The organism is Bacillus timonensis (genome assembly GCF_000285535.1).
Classification (GTDB): Bacteria; Bacillota; Bacilli; order Bacillales; family Bacillaceae_L; genus Ferdinandcohnia; species Ferdinandcohnia timonensis.
This window is the reverse complement of the sequence record NZ_HE610986.1, coordinates 561903-587409: the sequence shown is the minus strand read 5'-3', so window position 1 is coordinate 587409 and position 25507 is coordinate 561903. Positions and strand designations below refer to the sequence as shown.

Here is a 25507-nt window from a genome sequence, read left to right as displayed (position 1 = left end):
AAGCGAGGTTTTATAATGAAAATTAACCAGTTCGGGCCGGTTGGAATGAATCCTTATAAAAAACAAATGAATAAAATTGCTGCAACAGAAAAGTCAACTCAGACAGATAAGGTTGAAATTTCATCTGCAGCCAAGCAATTACAAGAAACATCACCGATTACAGTTGCTCGTCAGCAAAAGGTAGAAGCGCTAAAGCAACAGGTTCAAAACGGAAGCTATAAGGTAAATGCAGAAGACGTTGCGAAGAGTGTGTACGATTTTTATTTCAAAAAATAAAATCAGTATTTACATGTACTGATTTTGTTTTTTACAAGATTAGGAATAGTTGAAATTCTAATCTTGTAAAAAACAAAAGGAGGGATAACGTGTCAACTGAAATCTTAATCAATTTGCTCCAAAAGATAGTAACTTTACACAAAAAATTATATAAACTTTCTGAGCAGAAAACAGAAATTCTAAAAAAAGATGATATCGATACCCTCAGTGCACATATGAAAGAAGAACAAAAGTATATATTAGCAATAAAACAGCTTGAAAATGAACGAATAGCGATGGTGAAAAAGCTTTTTGGTAATCATCATATTAATGATAACGAATATACATTATCAAATGTAATTGAACATAGTGAAGAACCATATCGAACAACTTTATCTAACTTACAAATTGAGATAGTTAACACTGTAAATGAACTAAAAGAACGAAATCTTTTAAATCAACAACTTACAAATCAATCTTTACAGTTTGTAACTATGACACTAGATATGATATATCCAACTGAAAAAACGGTGAATTATGAAAATCCGTTAGCCAATCAAAATAAAAAAGAACATCGTTCTATGTTCGATTCAAAGGCATAGGGCATTCGGAGGATAAAATAATGGTATCGACCTTTCATGGATTAGAAACAGCACGCCGTGGAATGAACACACAACAAAGTGCGTTATATACAACTGGACATAATATATCAAATGCAAATACTCCTGGTTACTCAAGGCAACGTGTTAATTTTGAATCGACAACTCCGTACCCTGGTGTAGGGATGAATGCCCCGAAAATTCCTGGTCAAATGGGAACTGGGGTTCAAGCAGGTTCTATTCAACGTATTCGTGACCAATTCTCAGATAAACAATTTCGTGACGAAAATAATAAATTAGGCTATTGGGATTCACGTGCAGACGCGCTAGAAAGAATGGAAGAGATCATGAATGAACCATCTACGGAAGGTTTATCAGCATCATTGGATGAATTTTGGAAGAAACTTCAGGATTTAGCAGCTGACCCTCAAAATACTGGAGCCAGGGATGTTGTACTTACTCAAGGACAAGCTGTTGCTGATTCTTTTAAATACATTTCGGAGTCTTTAAATGGAGTACGTGACAATATTAAGAGCGAAATTGATTTATCTGTTAGTACTATCAATTCCATTGCAGAGCAAATTAATGGATTAAATCAGCAGATTAATAGTATAGAGCCAAATGGTTTTCTGCCGAATGATTTATATGATGAACGAGATCGTTTAATTGATCAGTTATCAGAGTTAGTTAATGTTAAAATTACTCCTAATCCTAGTGGTGGAAATAAAGACCCACTAGCAGTCGGAACTTATTCTATTGAAATAGTAGGTAATGATGGAACATCTTTAGGTTTGCTTGTTGATGGAAGAAACCTATCTACCAATGCTGTAAGCTTAACAACTTCTACTGAGACTGGTGACCCGACAAACAAAACCTATATAGACAAGATAACGATAAATGGTGCAGCTATTTCAACCGAAAGTTTCTCAGATGGAAAGGTTAAGGGATTAATAGAATCATATGGATATGTCCAAGATGATGGAACGACGGTTGGAATATATTCAGATACTTTGAAAAATCTAGATAAACTTGCTTTTGCATTTGTGACTGAATTTAATCAGGTACATCAAAATGGGAAGACACTAAATGGTACAACAGGACAAGCATTTTTTGAATACGAAGGGAACATTGAAATCATTAACAATGCGACAAATCCATCAAACTGGATGGGAGCTGCTTCAAAACTAAAAGTTGCTATTTCCAATAGAGATGACATTGCTGCTTCTCCAAATAGTACTCAAACAAACTTTGGTGATGGTGGAAATGCTAATGCATTGGCTGAAGTTATGACGAAGGATTTTACGTCATTTTCTGGAGCAGGTAATGTACCTTCTGATTTAGAAATTCAAGGAGATGTAAAAACATTTTATGCTGGAATGATTGGAACACTAGGTGTAACAGCTCGAGAAACGAATTTACGAAAAACAAATGCTGAGTATACGAAGGATTCAGTAGAATTGCGTCGCCAATCGGTTATGGCTGTGTCACTTGATGAAGAAATGACGAATATGATTAAATTTCAGCATGCTTATAATGCTTCAGCACGACAAATAACAGTGATTGATGAAATGCTAGATAAAATCATTAATGGAATGGGCGTAGTAGGGAGATAGGTGATATAAATGAGAATAACCCAGACAATGCTTTCTAACAATATGCTTCGCAATTTAAATAATAGCTATGAGAGATTAGGGAAATATCAAGAGCAGCTTTATACTCAAAAGAAGATTACTCGTCCATCTGACGATCCCGTTATTGCGGTAAAAGGTATGCAAAACCGGACAAGTCTAATAGAAGTAGAACAGCACGAACGCAATTTAAGTAATGTATATAATTGGCTTGAAAATAGTGAAGATTCTTTGGAAAAAGCAGGAGACGTCATTCATCGTGTAAGTGAGTTAGTAACACAGGCAAATAATGGCTCATTAACAAATGATGATCGCCAAAAGCTTGAGACGGAAATTGAACAGTTAAAAGAGCAGCTCATATCAATAGCGAATACTCAAGTATCCGGAAAGTATATTTTTAGTGGTTCAAGCACAAACGAAAAGCCAGTAAATTATGATGGTGCAAATTTCACGTATAATGGAAATCAAGATAAAATTGAGATTGAAGTCTCCAAAGGTGTCCAATTACAAGTGAATCAAACAGCTGATAATCTTTTTGTGGGAGCATTAAAGGATTTACATGATTTACAGAGTGAAATAAATGACCCATCATTAAGAGACAATGATCCTGATTTAAGTGGATTTATTGAAGGATTTCAAAATCACCTTAACACGATTACAGCTGCTCGTTCGAAAATTGGAGCAGTAACAAATCGAGCTGAGTTAATTGAATCAAGATTGGGCTCACAGAAAGTAATTGCTACCAAAATGATTTCGGAAAATGAAGATATCGATGTTGAAGAAGTGATTATGAATTTAAAGACACAAGAAAGCATTCATCGAGCTACATTAAGTGTCGGTTCTAGCATAATTCAACCAACTCTTGTAGACTTTATAAGATAAGAAATAAGAGCTATCGTTTATGATAGCTTTTTTAATAGGGGAAAGAACGTATGAAATTACCACAAATTCGTATCCAATCTCAGTATGCAAAGTTAAATATTGAAATCCAAAAACCTAGCCAAGAAATTGAGCAACGACCTGCAGATATGATAATAGAACAGCCATCTGCGGAAATGAAAATCAATAGAACTCCTGGAAGACTTACAATTGATCAGACACTCGCATGGGAGAATTTAGACTTAAAATCTCCATTTAAAAGGGTTGAGGAGAATGCTGAATTGGGCATGAGTGTTTCCTTTGAAACGATTGGTAGAATTGCTGAGGAGGGAAATGAATTAATGAAAATTGAGAATGGGGGAAACCCTATTATTGACCAGGCTGTGAGAAATAGTCAAAATGAAACAGTTTTTCATACTGGTTCAACTCCTTCTCAGTTTAGTGTTAGTGTACAATATGACCCAGCTCATGTATCAATTGATTGGACGGTAAACAAGCCCCAAATCGAAGTGAATGTTAATAAACCAGTGCATACATACACTCCAGGTAAAGTGACTGCATATGTGAATCCGAGAAATTCCCTTTCAATCGATTTTGTTGGGATGAATTTTGATAAAATAAAATAATTTTGGTGATAACTTATGAAAATAAAAACAAAATATCAAGACGAAGTTGAGTTAGAGGAAAAAGATGTAATATCATTTGATTTTGGTATACCAGGCTTTCCGGATGAAAAGGAGTATATAATCTTACCATTATCGGATGATTCTGTGTTCTACATTCTTCAATCTGTTAAGACCGATGAGTTAGCATTTATCATTTCAGATCCATTTATCCATTTTAAGGAGTATGAATTCGATATTCCGAAAGATGACCTAGACATTTTAAAAATAGAAAAGAAAGATGATGTTGTTATTTTTTCTATTATTACAGTAGTTGAACCTATTGAAGAAACCACCGCCAACTTACAAGCACCTTTAGTGATAAATCGGAATAGGAATAAAGGAAAGCAAATTATTTTAAATGACTCAACATACAATACAAAACATAAAATTTATCGAAAAAAATCCTCCATCGGGCAGGAGGTATAATCAATGTTAGTCTTAACAAGAAAATTAAAAGAGTCTATCATGATAGGATCAGATATTGAACTAGTAGTCGTAGAAATAGACGGAGACCAGGTGAAGCTAGGAATAAAAGCACCCAAAAATGTAGAAATACATCGCAAAGAAATTTTTGATAAAATTTCAAAAGAGAACACAGATGCTTCAAATGTAAACTTCAATCTTGTTAAAAAAATAGGTTTGATAAATGGTAAAACAGATTAAGGCTCATCGGTTGATGAGTCTTTAATTATTTTCTTAAAAAAATTTAGTAATCTATTAAACATCTGAAAATCTTGTCGATAATAATAGTGAAAGCAGTGATAGAGTAAAGTGCGGCCGACTATATTCTACAACTGTTCAAAAATTAAACATACCACATGGATGTGGGTCAAACTCAAGGAGGAAATACAAAATGAGAATTAATCACAATATCTCAGCGATGAATACACATCGTCAATTAGCTTACAACAATACAAATGCATCTAAATCTATGGAGAAACTATCTTCAGGATACCGTATCAACCGTGCGGCAGACGATGCAGCAGGTCTTGCAATCTCTGAAAAAATGCGTAACCAAATTCGTGGATTAAACCAAGCTCAAAGTAACTCTCAAGATGCTATCTCATTAATCCAAACTGCTGAAGGTGCACTTAACGAAACACATGCAATGTTACAACGTATGGCTGAGTTAACTACACAAGCAGCTAACGAAACATTAACAACTGATGATACTGCTAAAATTCAAGCGGAGATAACTCAATTAACTTCACAAATTGATGATATTGCTAATCAAACACAATTTAATACTAAAGATTTATTAAACACAACTTCATCATTAACATTCCAAGTTGGAGCAAACCAAGGCGAGACTATTTCGATGAGCTTAGTAGATGCTACTGCATCAACACTAGGGGTGGCTACTACTCAATTATCTGATTTAAGTTCTACAGTCAGTGCTTCATCATCATTAAACTCAATTGCAACCGCAAACCTTGACAAAATTCAAGATGCAATTGACACTGTATCTAAAAATCGTTCAAACTTAGGTGCTGTACAAAACCGCTTAGAGCACACAATTAACAACCTAGGTACAACATCTGAGAACTTACAAGCAGCCGAGTCTCGTATCCGTGACGTAGACATGGCAAAAGAAATGATGAACATGACTAAGAATAATATTCTTACTCAAGCTGCACAAGCTATGCTTGCTCAAGCTAACCAGCAACCACAAGGGGTTCTTCAACTTCTTCGTTAATATTTATTGAGTAAGGGTCCTTAGGAAACTAAGGGCCTATTTTCATATTAGGCATAGATTTAACCCCTTGTAAATTAATTCCTGTTAAGAAAGGAGGAAATTTGTCGATATTAGTAATGATATGTAAAATACGAACACTATGTTTAAATACAGGATATGGGTGATTTGATTGGTTAAAAAAACATTGTCAGTCTGTATGATTGTAAAAAATGAAGAAAAGTTTTTACCTAAATGTTTGGAAAGTTTACGGAATGAAGTAAATGAAATCATTATTGTTGATACTGGATCTTCGGATAAAACTATCAAAATTGCCGAAGAATATGGAGCTAAGGTATATAATTATGAGTGGAAAAATGATTTTGCTGATGCTCGTAATTTTTCAATTAACAAAGCCTCAAGTGAGTATATTTTAGTGTTGGACGCTGATGAATTTTTAGATCATAATACGAAAATTGAAGAAGTAATTTTATCCGGTAAAGATTACTACGTTTTAAAAATTAAAAATAATATGAGTAATGGATATGTATCCTATCATCAAGCTATAAGACTTTTTAAAAATAATATAGGATTATCTTATTATGGTAAAATTCATGAGCATCTAAATATTGAGGAGTTTACTAATCTTACAAGTGAATTTGGTGATGTTCTCATTCACCATGATGGTTATACGCAAGAAATGTATAAGGAAAGGGATAAATATAATCGAAATCTAGAGATTTTACTTAAAGAGACGAAAGAATTTCCAACTGGATATAATTTATTTAATCTTGGTGTTCAACTCAAAGTTGGAGGAAAACCCAAAGAAGCTTTGGAGGCTTTTAAAAAATCATATTTTTTAAGTAAAGAAAAAGTATATGTTCCTTATCTCCTCTATTTAATGGGTGACAGCCTCTTAACAATGGGGAAATTAGAAGATGGAATTAGCCTTATTAAAGATGCAACGAAAATTTATCCTAAATATACTGGATTCTATTTTATGTTAGGAAATTTATACAGCCAAAACAACTTTTTGCTTGATGCTGAATTTGCATATAAAAAGTGTCTGGAACTCGGAGAGGTAGAATATTTTCAGACAATTGAAGGTGTTGGAAGTTATTTAGCTAGTATAAAGTTGTCTGAAGTATTACAACGGCAAGGAAAGCTACTAGGGGCTTTAAACCATGCAATTAGTGCTATCACAGAAAAAAAGAATTTTGCCCCGGCCATTTCTCAGTATATAAATGTATTAACTCAATCGGGGATAGATAAGAATGCCATAAATGAAAATATTAAAAAGGTTTTTCCGATGAATAACAGTAAAGAAATGCTCCTTCTATTAGGCGTCTTGCTAGCAAAAAGATCAAATCTACTATTAGAATTGATAACAGAATTCAATTTAAAAGTAGATGAGCAGCTATTATTTATAGCACTTTTATATGGGAATAAATATGACGAGGCATATTTATATTTGAAGGACATAAGTGTTTTTAAGGGTGAATATTTAACTGATATTCTCAGTTTAGCCATATTAAGAAATGATAGAAAATTAAGGGATGAGATTGTATTACAATTAGATTTAGTAGAAGAAGAGAAGGAAATTCTACTTGAAATTTTAGACGATGGCAATGTTGATTATACTAAATTAACAGATAACGTTAGTAAGATTATTGTTAAATCGATATCAAATTTTATTAATATGAATGAAAAAGAGATATTCATTAAGATGGCTAATGGGCTAAGTAGATATGGCAAAGTTACTTTTGAGTTGAGTAAACAAGCGTACTTACTAGGCCTTTCAGAATATATGATTAATATACTTAATAGTATTGAAAGTAAAGTAGTGAATGATAATTTATTCAGCCTCCAAGGTGATATATATCTTGCTAGCGGAAATTTGTCAAAGGCCATTCAGGTATATAACGAACTGTATAATAAAACTCCAAATTATCAACATTTAAATAATTTATATAACTTTTACGAGAAAATAAATGATACAGATGGAATGAATATAATTTTAAAAGAAATGTCTTTAAATGATTTGTCGATGTTACAAGGGTTTTAGAAAGTAATTTTTACTTATACAAATGATGAGGGATTAACTTATGACGGGACTAATAGAAAAACTAAGAATTAATGAATATATTAGTAGAGCAAATCGAGTAAATAAGATAAATAAACAAATAGTTGACAAGGTTGAAGTTAATTCAACTATTAAAGAGGATATCCATGTCGTATATGTAATGAACCATGTAGGAGTTTGTGGCGGAACAAAGATTATATTTGAGCATGCGAACGGGTTAACTGAACTTGGCGTAACAGTAACAATATTATCACATTTCGCTAAACCTGACTGGTTTCCAATAAAGGCCAATTATGTTTTTGTTCCTTTCCAAATAGAAATAACTAGATTCATACCTCAGTGTGATTTAATTATAGCTACATACTGGGAGCATATAGGGGCATGTGTAGAAATGGGTGTTGCACCTGTTATTTATTTTGAACAAGGGGATTTCCATCTATTCGACTGGGATATTTTGGATGGAGAAAAAAAGGATATAATTTATTCTAATTTTCAACTTCCCTATAAAATAATGGCTGTTTCTAGTCAAATTTCAAAATTAATTAAGAAAAATTTTAATAGGGATTCAGATGTTGTACACAATGCATTAAATAATGAAATCTTTTATCCTAAAAGTAAAATTGTTTCCGATAAGAAATACATGCTTATTGTAGGAAGTGAGCATTCAGAATTTAAGGGAATCAAAGACTTAAAAGAATCATATTTAAAGGTAAAGGATAGAGGATATAATATTGAACTTTTGTGGATAACACAAACTGAACCAATTGAAAAATTAGGCGAAGTTTATGTTAACCCGCCACAAAAGGTCATAGGAGAAATCTATAGAAAAGCAGACTTTTACGTGTGTGGTTCCTATTATGAGTCGTTTCCACTACCTTCATTAGAAGCTATGTCTTGTGGAATACCTGTAATTACAACAGATAATACAGGTATTAATGAATACGCCATAAATAATTATAACTGTTTAATGACTGCTCCAGGCAATGTACCTGAAATGGTTGAACAAATAATAAAATTACTTGAAGATGATGAACTGTATACCAGGTTAAAATTGAATGGAATTAAAACGTCAGAAGATTATAAGTGGGAAAATATATTATCTGATTTACTTATTTATTACAGGGAAGTAGCATCTCATAAATTAACAAAAAAATATACATTGAATGAATGGGAAAAAAATTACACAATTAGTGAACTTGCTAATATAAATGATGAAGAGTTAATAAACTCTTTTTTAGTGAATACGAACGCGGATGAAATTCAACTTCTAAGGGAAATAAATGTAATCCAAGGGCTTTCTATATATAGATGGGAATCCTTGGTGAAAAGAAAAAATATAAATGGTAATGGAATTGTTGAAAAACTTAATGTGAAACTGAAACAAGGTATAGAAGATAATCAGTTCTACTCTGAGGGGTTACTATATTTTAAAAACAAAAATTTTCAGGAAGCTTTGAAATTTTTTAATAAAAAATTAGGGTCATTGCCAATAGGATCGAATGAACATGCAGTCTGTTTACGTTGGGTTGCACTATGCCTATATGAATTGAATTTTGATAATTCTCTAATGGAGCTTTTAGTGGAAGCTATAAAAGAATATCCATACTATACAGATTTACTCTATATATATGGCATCTTGTTAATCGAAAAAGGCAATCAAGTTATAGGAGAGCAACTACTGGGACAAGTAATGTTAATGCAAGATGCATATAGTTTTCCGGAATTTATTGGAGATATTAATAATGTGCTGCTAAATCATTTTAATGTATTGTGATTTGATATAGCTATATAAGGAGATTTGCTAAATGATTAGTGTAATAATGCCGGTCTACAATGCCGAAAAATATTTGAAGGAATCTATTGAAAGTATATTGAATCAAACGGAGCAAAAATATGAATTTATTATAATTAATGACGGATCGACAGATAGAAGTGAACAGATAATTAATTCTTATGATGATGAAAGAATTGTCTATGTATATCAGAATAATCAGGGAGAGGCGGCGGCAAGAAATGCAGGTTTGAGAATAGCAAAAGGGATATATATTGTTTGGCAAGATGCTGATGATGTTAGTTTACCGAACAGACTACAGGTGTTGAAAGATGAAATAGAAGCATATGATGCGGATTTTGTTCATTCTGATGTGCTTTTAATAGAAGAGCAAGGTGTACCAATTGGTTACTGGCAATCTAAACAAGTATCCAGCAAAAATATTCTTAGTTATTTTCTCAAAATAGGAACTCCGTTTAATAATCCTTCAATTATGTTTAAGAGAGATACATTTTTAGGAGTAAATTTTGATGAGGATTTAAGGATTGGTACGGACACTGATTTTATCTCTCAAATCTTTACTAATCTTAATATAAAAACGGTGCATGTAAATAAGCCGTTATTATTATATAGGAGACACGGAAGTAGCCTCACTTCGTTAGAAAATAATTATAATGTCCTTAATCTCCATTTAAGCAAGTTTTTACAAAGGACGTCATTAATGGATTTGTTTCCTGAAATAAATTGGAAAAATAATAATCAAGTAAATAATGAAGCGATTGCATATATAATCCTTGCATACCTTTTGGCCAAAAGAGGTCTTTTTATTCATGCGAATGATTACATAGAGAAAGCTAAAAGTTATGAAGTTTCAAATGAGACAGAAAAATTTATTGTTGGCATGGGATTTATGCTATTAAAAGATTATGATCAAGCAATTAGTAATTTCAAGTTGGTAAAAGATAAGGATGCCATAACGGAAAATTATATAGGAGAGTCCTATTGTTTTAAAGGTGACTTTGTCACTGCCAAAAAGCACTTTTTGAATGCAATATATTTAGCCCCAGATTATAATGAACCAATTGAAAACTTACGAGCAATTGGATCCTCATTAGGGTTTAATCTTATTGATCATACTTGGAGGAAATTCGTAAAATAAGGAATTGGGGAGGTTCTTGGATGGGAAAATACCCGGAAGAAACATTATATATAAATGAGATTTCTAAATTAATTGAGAGTGGCGAGATAGTTGAAGCTACGCATAAAATTGAAATCTATCTCGGTAAAAGGTATATAAATAAAGAAATATATTGTTTTTTGGGGATAATATCAATAATTGAAGAAAACTACTCAGAAGCTGAACTATATATTAACAAGGGGTTAGAAATAGCACCAAATGATGTTGATTTACTATTTAATAAAGGATATCTTCACCAAAGACTTTATAACATCGAGTTAGCTTATCATTATTATGAACTTGCTAAAAGCTTAACTCAGGAAATCGATATTATAAATGAAATTCAAGTTTCGATAGATGAATTATCTTTGATAGCCGAATCTTTACCCAAAGTCAGTATTATCATTACTACTTATAATCGAAAAGAGATGCTAATAAGGGCATTAGAAAGTGCTAAAAATCAGACGTATTTAAACAAAGAGATAATTGTTGTGGATGATTGCTCAACTGATGGAACGAACATAGAAATGGAAAAATACCGAAATAATAATGAAATTATCTATGTTAAAAATCCAACAAATTATGGAATGATTTTTAACGTCATGCAAGCATTTTATAATTACGCTAGTGGTGAATATGTTATATTCATCGACCACGACGATTATCTAGTTGATAATCATTTTATTTGTAAAGCTGTAAAAATACTAAATGAAAATAGTAATATTTCGATGGTTGTTGGAAATGCATATATTAAAAATGAGCATACTAATGAAGTATATGCAAATGGATATGATTTAGATGCTGTTATAAGTGGAAGAGATTACTTTTTAAATTATAAAATAGGCCATTATTATAATATAAATAGTGGGTTATCAACGGTATTTAGGAAAGAAACTGCAATTAAGATGGGGTGCTTAAAAGAAGTAACCCACTGCAAGGATTTATTTTTACATTTAAAATTAATGCTGGCAGGCGACGTCTGGGTACTGAAAGATTATGTTGGGGTATATACTCTGCATAGCCAAAATATATCAAAATCGCTTCCGCTTGAATTTGATTATACAACAATTAATGAATTAAAGGTTATTAAGAACTATTGTTTACAAAATGGATTTTCTGATGAAGAAATAGATAAATGGTTCGAGACCCAAGTCTATTTATATTTAAGTTGGAGATTTTATGAACTTTGGAATGTTGGAAGAAGAGGAGAAGCCCTAGATTTATTAAATAACTTTAAGGGAATTCAACCAACCTCTGTAAATCAAATTTTAACTAGTATCTGATTTTAAAAAAACGATTTGAAGAAAAGACTCCTAATCATTTTTTGTAATAATTGATATAAGTTATTACCAGTGAAATGTAGGGACATATTAGGTGTTTTCTATTTTTTAAAAGAAAACTTTAAATTGGGATATCAATTATAAAAATTGGCCGAATTAATAGATAATTATTAGCTAATAAGGAAGGTAAGTAATGAAAGGAATAATTCTTGCAGGAGGTAAAGGAACTAGATTATACCCTCTTACAAAAGTTACTAATAAACATCTTCTCCCCGTAGGAAAAGAACCAATGATTTTCAATCCAATAAAACAATTAATATCAGTTGGCATTACAGAAATATTAATAGTTACGAGCACCCAGCATATGGGGGACGTAGTGAATTTATTAGGCAGTGGAAAAGAACTTGGTTGTTCTTTTACATATAAAGTTCAGGAAGAAGCGGGAGGTATTGCACAAGCTCTTGCGCTGGCTGAAAACTTCGCTCAAGGTGAAAAAATTGTTGTCATCCTTGGAGATAATATTTCTACTACGTCTATTAAGCCTAATGTAGATCGTTTTATAAATCAAAAGTATGGTGCTAGGATTTTACTAAAAAAGGTAGGAGACCCAGAAAGATATGGAGTAGCCGCTATTGATGAAAAAAAAGTAATACAAATTGAAGAAAAGCCAAATATTCCAAAATCAGATTATGCCGTTATTGGATATTATATGTATGATAGCCAAGTATTTAATTTTATAAGGGAAATTAAGCCTTCAAATCGAGGAGAGTTAGAAATATCATCTGTCAATAATCTTTATATTGAAAATGGCCAATTGGAATACGATATCCTAGAGGGATCTTGGACAGACGCGGGTACTTTTGAATCCTTAAAATTTGCAAATGAAATTGTTCTAAAGTCAAATAACCAATTAATAATTACTAATTAAGTGATTTCAAAATCTTCTTAGAGTAAATTATGTGAATAATTCTTGTTATAGCCATAATTGCATGAAATACACTGTTAAAGTTGATTTTTTATAACCATTTGATTTTCTTATAAATAAATGAATTGAATGATAGGAGAAAATATGCAGCAAAATGGGAATCTCTTTGCAACAAACTATGAAAATTTAATATTGGGAGAAAATGTGAAATTCAATCAAACTACTATTTTTAATGGGTTAGGTAAAGTAGTATTTGGTGATGACGTAATTGTTGGTTATGAACTGGCTCCGCATTTTTATGGGATGCATACCCTAATACAGGCTCGATATGAAAATTCCTATGTGAATATTGGCAGTAGGAGTCATTTAAGTAACGATATTACTATAATTACTGCAGATAGTGTTGTAATCGGTGAAGATTGTCTGATAGGTGACAGGGTAACAATGTTTGATCATGACGGGCACGAAATAAGCCCAACATCAAGAAGAAGTTCATTTGGAAAATGTGCACCTATTAGAATAGGTAACAATGTATGGGTTGGATCAAATGTTACAATTTTAAAAGGAGTAAATATAGGGGATAATGCAATTATTGCTGCAAATAGTGTTATTACTCGAGATGTAATGAAAAATACAATTGTAGCAGGAAATCCTGGGAGGCTAATAAAAGAGATAAAAGCTGAAAAAGAAGAGCAATTATTATTAAGAACCCAAATTAAAAATAATATAGAAAAATTAATTAACAATGGGAATACAAATGAAGCGAAACAAATCCTGGAGAATTATGAAAAATTAGTTGAACATGATATCGATATATATTCTTTGAAAGCGGCAATTTCAATAAAAGAAAATAATCTAGAGATGGCTAAAACTATTTTATTGAATGGATTAGAGAACTACGAATTTGACTTCGATTTATTATATAATTTGGCCTATGTATATGAACTTTCGGAATTATATGTCAAGGCTTTGGAATATTACTTATTAGCATCTACTATATGTACTGATGAAAAAATACAAAATGAGATTGAGAGAAAAATATCAATACTTCAAAAGTAAATTAAGAAATCTAAAGAAGGAAGAGAAAGATATTAATATTTCTTTTGAAACTTGAGTTTTTATAGGTTCAAAAAATACAATTCATACCAATCCCCAAAGGAGTACCATGAAAAAGAAATCGTTGTTGATTACGGGTGGAGCAGGATTTATTGGCTCCAATTTTATTCCATACTTATTACAAAAGTATAATAACTATCACCTAGTTAATCTCGATGCATTAACATATGCAGGTGATTTGGAAAATTTAAAAGAAGTTGATAATAATGAGAATTATTCCTTTGTTAAGGGTGACATTCGTGATAAGGAGTTACTCTATCTTTTATTTCAAAAATATGAAATAAATGGAGTGATTCATTTTGCAGCAGAATCTCATGTTGATAATTCAATTAAAAATCCAACTGTTTTTGCTGAAACAAATATAATAGGTACATTAAATATATTAGAAGTAGCAAGAAATCAATGGATGAAACAGCCATTTGTATATAAAGACCAATATATTGGTGCACGGTTTTATCATATTTCTACAGATGAAGTATACGGGTCCCTTGGGAGTACTGGTTTTTTTACTGAACAGACATCATATGCACCAAATAGTCCATATAGCGCCAGTAAAGCAAGCTCAGATATGCTAGTTAGAAGTTATTTTCACACTTATGGAATGAATGTGGTAACTTCAAACTGTTCAAATAATTTTGGACCTAAACAGCATAATGAAAAATTGATTCCAAAATTAATTTATAATGCAATAAATGGTAGGGAATTACCGATTTATGGGGATGGGAAAAACATCAGGGATTGGCTATTTGTGGATGACCACTGCCGTGCAATCGATCTTATCTTCCATGAAGGAGAAGCAGGAGAAACGTATTTAATTGGAGCGCATAATGAACGGACAACAATAGAGATAACAGAAGAGATATGTGCTTATTTAGATAAAGTTTTACCAAAAAGTAATAGTTATAAAGAACAAATTCAGTTTATAAACGATCGTCCAGGACATGATTTTAGATATGCTATTGATGCAAGTAAGATTGAAAAAGAGCTTGGATGGAAAGCAGAGATTTCTTTTGATGTAGCAATGGTTAATACAATTAATTGGTTTATTCAGAAGTACAAGAAAATGGAAGTGGAATAATGAAGAATAGTTTATTGAATTTTAAAGAGATAAACGATGACCGTGGTTCACTCGCGTCCCTTGAAGCATTCAAAAATATTCCGTTTGAAATAAAACGTGTTTATTATATTTATAACACAAAAGCAAATACATCAAGAGGTTTTCATGCTCACAAAGACTTGAAACAAGTATTAATATGTTTAAATGGTTCATGTGACGTGGTGTTAGATAATCGAAGGAGACAGATAACATTCCACTTAAATAGGCCCTCTCAAGGTCTTTACGTTGATAAAATGATATGGCACGAAATGCACAATTTTACTAATGATTGTATCTTAATGGTTCTTGCTAGTGAACATTATGATGAACAAGATTATATTAGGGATTACGAAGAATTCCTTGAAAGGTGATTTACAAATATGCATGTCGATTCTGCGGCTACAATAGGAGAAAATGTAGAAATTGGTTTTGGAACAATTATTTATGGCAATGTTGAAATTGGTGCTAACACGGTTATAGGTCCATATTCAATTATTGGTGAACGAGTGGCTGAGGCATATTCAAATAAAGAATATATTTCAAAAAAAACATTTATTGGAAAAAACTCTATTATAAGATCTCATAGTATTATCTATGAAGATGTAGTTATTGGAGAGAATTTTCAATCAGGACATAGGATAACTATAAGAGAAAAAACAATCATTGGAAAAAACTGCAGTGTTGGCACCCTATGTGATTTGCAGGGAGATTTGCAAATTGGTGATTTCGTCCGATTACATTCTAATGTACATATTGGTCAAAAGTCACGTATTGAGGATTTTGTTTGGATTTACCCATATGTCGTATTAACTAACGACCCATATCCTCCAATGGGGGAACTAAAAGGAGTTACAATCAAACAATATGCTCAAGTTGCAACGGCTTCAGTTATTTTACCAGGTATTACAATAGGAGAAAATTCATTAATTGGGGCATATTCACTTGTTAGGAAAAATGTACTACCAGAACGTGTTATTGTAGGAGTGCCAGGTAAGGATTTGTGCTCCGTAAGAGATATATTAAATGATAAAAAAGAACGAGTTTATCCATGGAAAGAGTATTTAAAAGATTTCAGAGGGTATCCTTGGCAAATTAATAAGGATTTCAAAAATGAATAAGCTAATTAATTTAAGATAGGTTGGGGATTAATGTGGTATATGCACGAATTAAAGGAATTGAATATTACCTACCAGATAGGGTGGTAAAAAATAATAGTGAAAACAAGACTGTAATAAAAGTAGGTATATTTGAAAAGCATATAGCAGCAGAGGATGAATTTGCCTCAGACCTTGCAGTAAAGGCTGCAAAAAAGCTAATAGAACGTCTTGATATTAATCCCAAAAATATTGATTATATATTATATTGTACTCAGTCACCAGACTACTTTTTGCCAACAACAGCATGCTTAATTCAGAATCTGCTCGGGGTTAAAACAAGTGCAGGTGCTTTGGACTTTAATCTTGGATGTTCGGGATATGTATATGGATTATCCATGGCAAAAGGCTTAATTGAAACAGGACAGGTAAAAAATGTCCTTTTACTAACAGGAGATACATATAGTAAATTTATTAATCCAAAAGATCGAAGTGTGGAGTTGTTATTCGGTGATGCTGGAACAGCAACTTTTATAGAGGCCTCTGAAGTAAAAGGACTTGAAGGGTTTGCTTTTGGTACTGATGGTAGCGGTGGAAACAATTTAATCGTACCTGTGGGTGGTTTAAGACAGCGACTTGATGAGGAATCACTCATAGAGGTTACAGATGAATATGGTAATACCAGAAGTAAAGCAAATCTTTATATGAATGGCGCTGAGGTATTTAATTTTACACTGAGAGAAATACCAAGGACTGTTAATCAGTTTTTAGAGGTAAATAACTTAAACTTTGGTGATTTCAATAAAGTCATTTTTCACCAAGCGAATAAACATATGTTAAAGTATTTACAAAAAAAGATGAAGATTTCAGAAGGGTTATTTTCAATTCATTTAGAGGATTGTGGGAATACAGTCTCTTCATCTATTCCTATTTCGCTTAAGAGGGAGATTGATTCTGGGAAAGTAAAAGATGGGGACCATATACTAGTTGTAGGGTTTGGTGTTGGCTTTTCTTGGGCAGTAGGTTCGTTATTTTATTAATATAAACTTGGGAGTGAATATATTGGATATACAGGAATTTTTAAAAATATTTGCAGAGGATATTGTAATGTTGGAACCTGAAGATGTTACACCTGATACGATATTGGATGAATTAGAGGATTGGGATTCATTGGCAATTATTTCTTTAAACGTCGCTTTAGATGAGCATTTTGGTTTTACTTTGAATCAGGAAGAAATTAAAAACTTAGAAAGTGTTAGTGATATACTTACCATCATTAATAAAAAGTCTAATATATAATTCAAAACGTTTGTAATTATTAATACCTTTTACCTATGAATTACTAAATTGTAGTATTAGTTAAGCCTTATAATAAATAAGAAATTATCACTTCAAGTTAATTTTAAAAAGACGAATAACAAGTAGTCAAATTTTATTACTTAGTCTTTAATTATAAAAAAAGGCCTATTTTAAGAATCTAAACTGGTTGTATCACGATTATTGAAATAATAAAGGGGTTTAATCATGTTTTCTTTAAAAGGAAAAACTATCCTAATTACAGGAGCAACTTCGGGAATTGGACGTGAGACAGCTCTCTTATTACATGAATTAGGTGCAAACTTGATTTTATTGGGACGAAATAAAGAACATCTTGAGAGATTAAAGAATTTAATGCCTAATCAAAAAACGATAGGTTTTGAAATGAATCAGATAGAAAAAATAGTAAATTTATTAAAAGATATCTCGAAAGAATATGGTGAATTACATGGATTAGTTCATGCAGCTGGTATTCATAAAATAACTCCACTTAGAACTGTTTCAATATCAAAGACAAGAGAACTTTTCTCGACTAATATTGAAACTACTATTCAACTCTTAAAAGCCTGTAGTAATAAGAAAGTAATGTCGGATGGAGGAAGTGTTGTATTACTTTCTTCGAGTTCTGGAATGGTTGGGGAGCCGGGAATAGTTGCATATAGTGCGACTAAAGGTGCGGTTATTTCAATTACAAAATCCTCAGCCATGGAACTAGCAAAGCGCAATATTAGAGTAAACTGTTTAGCACCAGGTATTGTTGATACTCCAATGTCAAAATCAATATATGAAAAGATTGGAAGGGATCAATGGGAGCTTATTAAAGGACAACATCCACTTGGGTTAGGGAGACCAGAATATATTGCATATCCGATTGCATTTTTATTATCTGAAGGGTCCAAATGGATAACTGGTACTGTAATTCCCGTAGATGGTGGGTACACGGCACACTAGAATTATATTAATAGAAGGAGTAATAATAAACTGTGATTCCTTTTTTAAATTTAAAAGATATAAATGCCCAATATGAAGAAGAGTTGAAGAGTGCAGTCTATAGAGTTATTAATAGTGGCTGGTATATTCTCGGCCAAGAAGTAAATAAGTTCGAAGAGGAATACGCAAAATATTGTGGTGTAAATCATTGTATTGGGGTCAGTAACGGGTTAGATGCATTAAAATTAATCTTGGAAGCCCATAATATTGGACCGGGTGATGAGGTGATTGTTCCATCAAATACTTACATTGCATCTATACTTGCTATTACAAAGGTCGGGGCTACTCCAATTTTGGTAGAGCCTAACATATTTACATATAATATAAATCCCTTATTAATAGAAGATAAAGTTACAAAAAATACAAAAGCAATTCTTGTTGTGCATTTATATGGTCAAATAGTAGATATTGATCCAATAATAGATATTGCAAAGAAATATCAACTGAAAGTTATTGAAGATGCTGCACAGTCTCATGGAGCTGTGTATAAAGGGAAAAAAGTAGGAAACCTAGGAGATGCAGCAGGATTTAGTTTTTATCCAGGAAAAAATTTAGGAGCACTTGGGGATGCAGGTGCCATTACTACAAATGATAATGAAATTGCAGAAAAAATTCGAGTGCTTAGGAACTATGGATCTGGGAAAAAATATGAAAATATATTTATAGGAAGCAATAACCGACTTGATGAAATACAAGCATCAATCCTTAGAGTAAAACTAAATTACTTAGATAAAGAAAATGCAGCTAGACGTCAAATCGCATCTATGTATCTTAACAATATTAAAAATGAGCACATAACATTACCTACTGCTCCAAAAAAAACTAAAGAACATGTCTGGCATGTGTTTGTAATAAGAACAGGGGAACGAGAACATTTTCAAAAATATTTAGAAGAACACGGCATACAAACGGTTATTCACTACCCAATACCTCCACATAAACAAAAAGCATACTCAGAGTGGAACAATATACATCTTCCAATTACCGAAAAAATTCATAAAGAAGTAATTAGTATCCCACTTTCACCAATACAGCCAATTGATGATACAAATCGCATAATTGAGGTAATTAATAGTTATAAAAAACATAATTAAGAACAAAAAATTATTATTACAAAGCACAGTTTTATTTGAAGAGAAGAGTTATTAGAAAGAAACTAATTACTCTTCTTTTATTTTTGAACAATTTTTGTTATTAGATATATGATTTGAATATCAAATTTTTTAATAATAGGTAAAGGAAAAATGAAAAAAGTCTATAATGAACAGAAGAGTGTTCTTTAGGAGGGTATTATGCCAAACATTTCATTAGTAATGATTGTGAAAAATGAGGAAGAAAATTTACGTAATTGTCTAGTTAATAGTAAACCATATATTAATGAACTCGTTATAATTGATACGGGTTCAACTGATGAAACGAAGGAAATAGCTCGGGAATTCGGAGCACAAGTCTATGACTTTGAATGGAACAACGATTTTTCAGAAGTACGAAATTTTGCCCTTTCCAAATCTAATTCAGATTGGAATCTCATACTCGATGCAGATGAGCAGGTCATAAAATGGGACCAGGACAAAGTAAACAACATTCTTGAATCTAAGAATCTTATTGGAAGAATTAATATCAAAAACCAATTCGTCCAAAACAATGAAGTACGTTATTCTCAAACCTACATCTCCCGTCTTCTTCCAAAAGGAACATACTACACGGGGAAAATCCATGAACAGGTAGTTTCAGATTTACCAAGAATTGATTTACCTATTGAAGTACTCCATATGGGTTATTATAAAACCGACAAATCTGAACGCAATTTATCTATTTTGAAGTCACAGTATTCCGATAATCCGAAAAATGTTTATATAAATTATCAACTTGCAAGGCAATATAAGGTTTTAAATCAGTTTCCAGAAGCACTGTTATATTATCAACAAAGTTATCATTTAGCAGATAAATCTGAGGATTACTATATAGATTTGGTGGTTAACTATATTTATACACTGATTGACATGAAGGAATATTATCTAGCTTTTGAAGTAATTGATAGAGAAAATAACTTTCTTCTAAATAGCCCTGATTATCAATTCGTTACTGGTTTGTTCTATATGAATTTTGTTTTAAGTGATATAAAACGAAATATTGACTTTCTGCCTTTGATAGAAAAGTCGTATTTACAATGTCTTGCCTTAGGTGAAAAAGGAGCAAAGGAAATAGTTCTAGGTACAAGTACATTTCTAGCTGCTTACAACCTCGGGGTTTATTATGAAATGTTTAATCAAAAGGAAAAAGCAAAGCATCTGTACAAGCTTTCTTCAAGTTTTCATTATGAACCAGCGAAAAAACGATTAATGAACCTATAAATATGTAAAACTTAATCAGAATCTACCGATATAAAAGATAGAAAAACCTTTAGGGGGATAAATATGGGCTCTGTTGATTCTATTTCAAGGTATTCTATTAAAGAGGCAAATAATAGTATATCTTCTATTAACTTTATGGAAAAGAAACAAAACAACTTAGACCAGCATCCTGAAAGCAATGTACCAAAAGAGATAAATGAAAAAGAAATTACTGAAAAAGAAATAAACAAAGTTCTCAAGGATATGAACCTAATGTTAGGGAATACACATACTTCATTAAAATATGTGTACCATGAAAAACTTCAGAGCTATTATGTTTCATTAATTAATGATGAAACAAAAGAGATAGTGAGGGAGATACCACCCAAAAAGTTATTAGATATGTATGCTTCAATGAAAGAATACTTAGGTTTATTTGTTGATAATAAAATTTAACGGAGGTGACCGAGGTGGTAAGTAACCAAATGAGAATTACAGGTTTTGCCTCAGGGTTAGATACAACACAGATTATAACTGACTTAATGAGAGCGGAAAGAATGCCCCTTGATAAGCTCTTTCAAAAAAAGGAATGGCTAGAATGGCAACGTGATGCCTACCGTGATGTGAATCTTGAATTGGATACCTTTAATAAAAGTGTTGATAAACTGCGTTTTCAATACGCATTTAATGGGTATGCTGCATCAATAGCTGATTCAAGTCTAGCGACAGTTACTACAAAAGGGTCTGCGGTGCCTGGGAATTATACGTTAGAAGTAAAGTCTATTGCGGAGGTAGCAAAGCTAACATCTGGAGATGCGATTACTTCCAGTAATGCTAAAGTCAAATCGACTGACAAAATTTTACCTACGGGACAATCAGCAGTAATAAATATTGCGACACCAGCAGGAAATCGAGATATTACGATTGATGAAGTGACTACTTACGGTGGTCTTGCAAATCAAATTGCTAACTTGACTGATGCCACTAGTGGGAAATCACTTGGTTTACGTGCCAGTTTTGATGAAGCCACATCAAGGTTTGTCATTTCGACAAAGGATACTGGTGCGAATCAGAAGATTACAATTTCAGACCAAGTAGGATCTCAACATGGTGTAGCTTATGCGATTGTAAATGGTGGGGCTATTTCCGGAACCACTTTAGCTGCCCCAGTAGAAGTTAATGGTAATGATGCAGAAGTTTGGGTAGATGGTGCTAAAGTTACTAGTTCTACGAATAACTTGAGTGTATATGGAATGGACATTAAGGTATTAAAGGCAAATCCAGGTACTTTAACAACTATTAGCATTTCCTCCGACACCCAATCAATCTTTGATAATATCAAAAAATTTGTAGATGACTATAATTCATTACTTGATAGTTTAAACACAAAGGTAAAAGAAAAACGAAACAGAGATTATCAACCATTAACCGATGAGCAGCGAGAAGGTTTATCAGAAAAGGAAGCTGAAAAGTGGGATGAGGCTGCGAAAAAAGGGCTTCTTTACAATGACTCTATTATTAGAGGAACGTTGACAGAGCTCCGAGAAAGTATGTACAAACCCGTAGAGAGTATACCAACTGGAAATATTCGAATGTTATCTGAAATTGGTATCACAACCAAGTACCTATCGACTGATGGAAAGCTAGAACTTAATGAGGAAAAGCTAAGAGAGGCCATTGCGAATAACCCTGATGAAATAATGAATCTTTTCACAAAAGATGATGGAATTGCTACAAAAATATATGATGAAATCAATAGTGCAATTGACAAGTTGAATAAGAAGGCTGGCCGTGTTGGAAGCCCTGTTAATTTAGATAATAGTGTAATCGGTCGAGATTTATCCGAACTTAGCGACCGTATGAGTACTTGGCAAGATAAGTTAGCGATGATTGAGAATCGATATTGGAAACAATTTACGGCAATGGAACAGGCTATCTCTAAGTTTAATGAACAGTCCAGTAGCATCATGGGAATGATGGGATACTAAGGAATAATTAGAATTTTTAAAAGGAGAATGAAAGATGTCTTTACACAATCCGTATCAAACTTATCAGGATAATTCCGTTTTTACAGCAACACCTGGTGAATTAACACTTATGTTATATAATGGATGCCTCAAGTTTATGGGACAGGCAAAAAAATCTATTCAAGAAAAGAATATTGAAACTAAACATATCAATATTAGTAAGGCACAAAATATTATTAGCGAACTTATGGTAACTTTAAACATGGATTATGAAATCTCGAAAGAAATGCGCCGCTTATATGATTTTATAAACAGGAGACTAATCGAAGCGAATATCAAAAATGATGTTAAGTTATTGGAAGAAGCTGAAGATCTTGTAATTGAATTCCGTGATACGTGGAAAGAAGTCATTCGATTAAACAGAGCAAAGCAATTTAAAACTGGTGGAATGGCCTAATGACTATTGAACATCTATATACTCTAACTGAAGAACTCCTTTTGCATTTGGAGACACAACCTGATAAGGATGACCGAGATGAGTATATAGAAAGAATCATGGAACTCGTAGAAAAAAGAGACGGAGTGTTAACGAAAATTAATACTCAAAGTCATAGTATAGATAAACAAATTGGAGAAAAAATCGTTGGAATGGATAAGGTAATTAAACAAAAACTAACTGTCCTTTTTACAACAATTAAACAAGATATTTCCACATTAAACAAAACAAAAGAACCACAAAAAAAATATCGAAATCCTTATGAATCTTATAACATAGATGGTAGATATTTTGATAAAAGAAAATAAGTATTCTGTTTTTACTGCTTTGTTACAGGGCTATTAGCTCATTATCGAAATTATGTTCATAAAATAGGTAAACCAATGTAAGGTGCATCCCTTATTGTTAGACACACCAAACAATGAGAGGGTGTATTTTTTTGTGACACAGCTTCAGAAATTAACTTTTTCGAAAGTGTGTAAAAGACTAGTAAGAATCGCGTAGAGCGGGAAAAGCCGTTTGATGTGCCCAGCCCCAACAAATAAGTTGGATACATCAATAACAACTATTCTTTAATCGAAAACTACAGTGGTAAAGTAGCGGTTTTGGTGAAATACTCACAAGCTGGGAATACTGACTAGAAGAAAACACAGAACTTTAGAACGAAAGAATTGTCGGAAAATGAAAAAAACCGTTGATAAAGTACTAGTCTTTTGGTACTATATTGATATAGAAAATACTAGTAAAGGATACAAATATATGCAAAACTACAAAGTCATTGATCTTTCATGTCCTTCTTGTGGTGGTAGTGTTAGTTCTGACATGAAGAATTGTAAATACTGTGGTAACCCCGTTACAATTACAACGTTTGCCGATGTGATGCAATTCAATCCATTGTCATCTTCTAAATATCTCTCAAGTTATGAAAATACCTTAAAGGAAAATCCTAATGACTTCCAAGTTAATGTTTCGGCTGGAATCTGCCATTTGAAACTATCTAACTATGATCTCGCCCAAAAATACTTTGAGCAAGCACTTATCGATAATCCCTATCATACGGATACATATTTTTATTCTGCGGTTTGTAAGCTGCAAGGCAAAAAAGCCTTTTTAACACCGAAAAAAAGAGTCGATGAAGCCATACAGTTAATTAATACTGCTCAATCCATTGAACAGAGAGGGATTGCTTTTTACTTTGGTGCCTATTTAAAATATGATTTCTATTTCCGGAAGGCATTGAATATTCAACCTTCATATGATGTAGATCTCATGAATGCGAGAGAACAAAATGTAACTGAGGAAGACAAGCGGATTCTGTTTGACTTACTTAAGGTACAACAACCTAGTGTTTTACATTAATCATTTTATATAAAAGGGGAAATGGTCATGGATTTTAAACGTAATAAACGTTACTTTGAACCAATTAATTGGAAGTTCTCGATTATTGCTATTATTATTGGTCTTATCTTTTTAGCAGCTTCACCAGTAGTTGGTATTATCATTATTGCAATTCCTGTAGCGTACTTATTCTTCAAAATAAAAGGGCGTCCTACAGACGCGGAGATCGATGCTTTAGTTGAAAAGGAAGCTAGTCTCGCTATACAAAAAGGGTACGATAAATTAGGTGTGGATCCTGATGAAGTCAACTTGATTGAACCAATTGTTATTCATGGTCCAAGATTTAGTAGAATTGGTAAGCCGTATTTGACTAAGGCAGGAAAAGATGGTTTTGTACGAAGTTCAAACCATGATATCATGACATTTTTCTTCAGTGAACAGCAGGTGTATTTTTACAAGTACAGTTTTTCTTTTATTGAAGATGAGAAAAATGAAAGTACGGACGAGTACTTTTATCGTGATGTTGTTTCCGTATCTACTTCATCTACGTCAACAACTTATCTGGATAGCCGGACGAAGAAAGAGGAGACATTCAACCTTGAAATCTTTAAACTTACGACTTCTGGGGCTACCAGTATGGAATGTGCAATCCGTGATTCCGTTACAGTTGAACCACAAATTCGTGGCATGAAAAACTTACTTCGTGAAAAGAAAAGTGCATAATCGATAGGGGCTGTCCCCGGGCGTCCGCCTCCAAGTGAGGGCTTGGACCTCGGGACAAGCCCCTTTTCTGTTTTTAAGGATAATTTCATTAAAGGGGGTTTTA

General features: G+C 32.5%; 27 protein-coding genes and 1 pseudogene. All 28 read left to right on the top strand.

The features are described 5' to 3' along the window. Window positions 1-15 precede the first annotated feature (15 nt). The 28 genes and pseudogenes from flgM (at window position 16) to BTHG_RS11505 (ending at window position 25404) form a co-directional block, all read left to right on the top strand. Window positions 16-276: a flagellar biosynthesis anti-sigma factor FlgM gene (flgM, locus tag BTHG_RS11640; RefSeq protein ID WP_010676918.1), complete on the top strand. Its 261-nt coding sequence runs from the start codon at window positions 16-18 to the stop codon at window positions 274-276. 89 nt (window positions 277-365) lie between these two features. Beyond that, window positions 366-857 (top strand): flagellar protein FlgN, encoded by a 492-nt coding sequence (locus BTHG_RS11635; RefSeq protein WP_010676917.1) that lies wholly within the window; start codon window positions 366-368, stop codon window positions 855-857. A 20-nt stretch (window positions 858-877) separates the two neighbouring features. After that, on the top strand, window positions 878-2467 hold the full coding sequence (flgK, locus tag BTHG_RS11630) for a flagellar hook-associated protein FlgK (protein ID WP_010676916.1): 1590 nt from the start codon (window positions 878-880) through the stop codon (window positions 2465-2467). A 9-nt stretch (window positions 2468-2476) separates the two neighbouring features. Then, the gene (flgL, locus tag BTHG_RS11625) at window positions 2477-3364 is read left to right on the top strand and encodes a flagellar hook-associated protein FlgL (RefSeq protein ID WP_010676915.1); all 888 of its coding nucleotides are present in this window, start codon (window positions 2477-2479) and stop codon (window positions 3362-3364) included. Window positions 3365-3414: 50 nt separating this feature from the next. Further along, window positions 3415-3987 (top strand): DUF6470 family protein, encoded by a 573-nt coding sequence (locus BTHG_RS11620; RefSeq protein ID WP_010676914.1) that lies wholly within the window; start codon window positions 3415-3417, stop codon window positions 3985-3987. Between the two features lie 15 nt (window positions 3988-4002). After that, on the top strand, window positions 4003-4452 hold the full coding sequence (gene fliW, locus BTHG_RS11615) for a flagellar assembly protein FliW (RefSeq protein ID WP_010676913.1): 450 nt from the start codon (window positions 4003-4005) through the stop codon (window positions 4450-4452). A 3-nt stretch (window positions 4453-4455) separates the two neighbouring features. Further along, window positions 4456-4689: a carbon storage regulator CsrA gene (gene csrA, locus BTHG_RS11610; protein ID WP_010676912.1), complete on the top strand. Its 234-nt coding sequence runs from the start codon at window positions 4456-4458 to the stop codon at window positions 4687-4689. Between the two features lie 190 nt (window positions 4690-4879). Next, the gene (locus tag BTHG_RS11605) at window positions 4880-5722 is read left to right on the top strand and encodes a flagellin N-terminal helical domain-containing protein (RefSeq protein WP_010676911.1); all 843 of its coding nucleotides are present in this window, start codon (window positions 4880-4882) and stop codon (window positions 5720-5722) included. A gap of 169 nt (window positions 5723-5891) precedes the next feature. Continuing rightward, window positions 5892-7763, top strand: a complete 1872-nt coding sequence (locus BTHG_RS11600) for a glycosyltransferase family 2 protein (protein WP_010676910.1) — start codon at window positions 5892-5894, stop codon at window positions 7761-7763. A gap of 40 nt (window positions 7764-7803) precedes the next feature. After that, window positions 7804-9555 carry a glycosyltransferase family 4 protein gene (locus BTHG_RS24745; RefSeq protein ID WP_010676909.1) on the top strand — a complete coding sequence of 584 codons (1752 nt, stop codon included), beginning with the start codon at window positions 7804-7806 and terminating at the stop codon, window positions 9553-9555. A gap of 31 nt (window positions 9556-9586) precedes the next feature. Beyond that, window positions 9587-10711: a glycosyltransferase gene (locus BTHG_RS11590; RefSeq protein ID WP_010676908.1), complete on the top strand. Its 1125-nt coding sequence runs from the start codon at window positions 9587-9589 to the stop codon at window positions 10709-10711. A gap of 20 nt (window positions 10712-10731) precedes the next feature. After that, window positions 10732-12012, top strand: a complete 1281-nt coding sequence (locus BTHG_RS25800; RefSeq protein WP_010676907.1) for a glycosyltransferase family 2 protein — start codon at window positions 10732-10734, stop codon at window positions 12010-12012. A gap of 190 nt (window positions 12013-12202) precedes the next feature. Beyond that, window positions 12203-12937, top strand: a complete 735-nt coding sequence (locus BTHG_RS11580; RefSeq protein ID WP_010676906.1) for a sugar phosphate nucleotidyltransferase — start codon at window positions 12203-12205, stop codon at window positions 12935-12937. A gap of 516 nt (window positions 12938-13453) precedes the next feature. Beyond that, a pseudogene (locus tag BTHG_RS27940) lies at window positions 13454-13600 on the top strand (DapH/DapD/GlmU-related protein); the annotation flags it as partial. A 499-nt stretch (window positions 13601-14099) separates the two neighbouring features. Continuing rightward, on the top strand, window positions 14100-15128 hold the full coding sequence (rfbB, locus tag BTHG_RS11570) for a dTDP-glucose 4,6-dehydratase (RefSeq protein WP_010676904.1): 1029 nt from the start codon (window positions 14100-14102) through the stop codon (window positions 15126-15128). Next, entirely contained in the window at window positions 15128-15517 is a 390-nt protein-coding gene (locus BTHG_RS11565; RefSeq protein WP_010676903.1) for a sugar 3,4-ketoisomerase, read from the top strand. Before rfbB ends, BTHG_RS11565 begins: the two co-directional genes overlap by 1 nt. A 9-nt stretch (window positions 15518-15526) precedes the next feature. Next, on the top strand, window positions 15527-16264 hold the full coding sequence (locus BTHG_RS11560; protein ID WP_010676902.1) for an acyltransferase: 738 nt from the start codon (window positions 15527-15529) through the stop codon (window positions 16262-16264). Between the two features lie 32 nt (window positions 16265-16296). Then, window positions 16297-17280, top strand: coding sequence for a 3-oxoacyl-ACP synthase III family protein (locus BTHG_RS11555; RefSeq protein WP_010676901.1), 984 nt, complete (start codon window positions 16297-16299; stop codon window positions 17278-17280). Window positions 17281-17302: 22 nt separating this feature from the next. Beyond that, window positions 17303-17539 (top strand): acyl carrier protein, encoded by a 237-nt coding sequence (locus BTHG_RS11550; protein ID WP_010676900.1) that lies wholly within the window; start codon window positions 17303-17305, stop codon window positions 17537-17539. Window positions 17540-17764: 225 nt separating this feature from the next. Beyond that, window positions 17765-18508 carry an SDR family NAD(P)-dependent oxidoreductase gene (locus BTHG_RS11545; protein ID WP_010676899.1) on the top strand — a complete coding sequence of 248 codons (744 nt, stop codon included), beginning with the start codon at window positions 17765-17767 and terminating at the stop codon, window positions 18506-18508. 32 nt (window positions 18509-18540) lie between these two features. Then, the gene (locus BTHG_RS11540; RefSeq protein WP_010676898.1) at window positions 18541-19641 is read left to right on the top strand and encodes a DegT/DnrJ/EryC1/StrS family aminotransferase; all 1101 of its coding nucleotides are present in this window, start codon (window positions 18541-18543) and stop codon (window positions 19639-19641) included. Between the two features lie 198 nt (window positions 19642-19839). Next, a complete protein-coding gene (locus BTHG_RS11535) occupies window positions 19840-20901 on the top strand; it encodes a glycosyltransferase (RefSeq protein WP_010676897.1) in 1062 nt (353 codons plus the stop codon). Between the two features lie 63 nt (window positions 20902-20964). After that, the gene (gene flaG / locus BTHG_RS11530) at window positions 20965-21336 is read left to right on the top strand and encodes a flagellar protein FlaG (protein ID WP_010676896.1); all 372 of its coding nucleotides are present in this window, start codon (window positions 20965-20967) and stop codon (window positions 21334-21336) included. Window positions 21337-21350: 14 nt separating this feature from the next. Continuing rightward, the gene (gene fliD, locus BTHG_RS11525) at window positions 21351-22868 is read left to right on the top strand and encodes a flagellar filament capping protein FliD (RefSeq protein WP_148361203.1); all 1518 of its coding nucleotides are present in this window, start codon (window positions 21351-21353) and stop codon (window positions 22866-22868) included. A 34-nt stretch (window positions 22869-22902) separates the two neighbouring features. After that, the gene (gene fliS / locus BTHG_RS11520; RefSeq protein ID WP_010676894.1) at window positions 22903-23304 is read left to right on the top strand and encodes a flagellar export chaperone FliS; all 402 of its coding nucleotides are present in this window, start codon (window positions 22903-22905) and stop codon (window positions 23302-23304) included. Next, a complete protein-coding gene (locus BTHG_RS11515; RefSeq protein WP_010676893.1) occupies window positions 23304-23651 on the top strand; it encodes a hypothetical protein in 348 nt (115 codons plus the stop codon). Before fliS ends, BTHG_RS11515 begins: the two co-directional genes overlap by 1 nt. Before the next feature lie 451 nt (window positions 23652-24102). Further along, a complete protein-coding gene (locus BTHG_RS11510) occupies window positions 24103-24702 on the top strand; it encodes a zinc ribbon domain-containing protein (RefSeq protein WP_148361202.1) in 600 nt (199 codons plus the stop codon). A gap of 27 nt (window positions 24703-24729) precedes the next feature. Further along, window positions 24730-25404 (top strand): hypothetical protein, encoded by a 675-nt coding sequence (locus tag BTHG_RS11505; protein ID WP_010676891.1) that lies wholly within the window; start codon window positions 24730-24732, stop codon window positions 25402-25404. The last annotated feature ends 103 nt before the right edge of the window (window positions 25405-25507 follow it).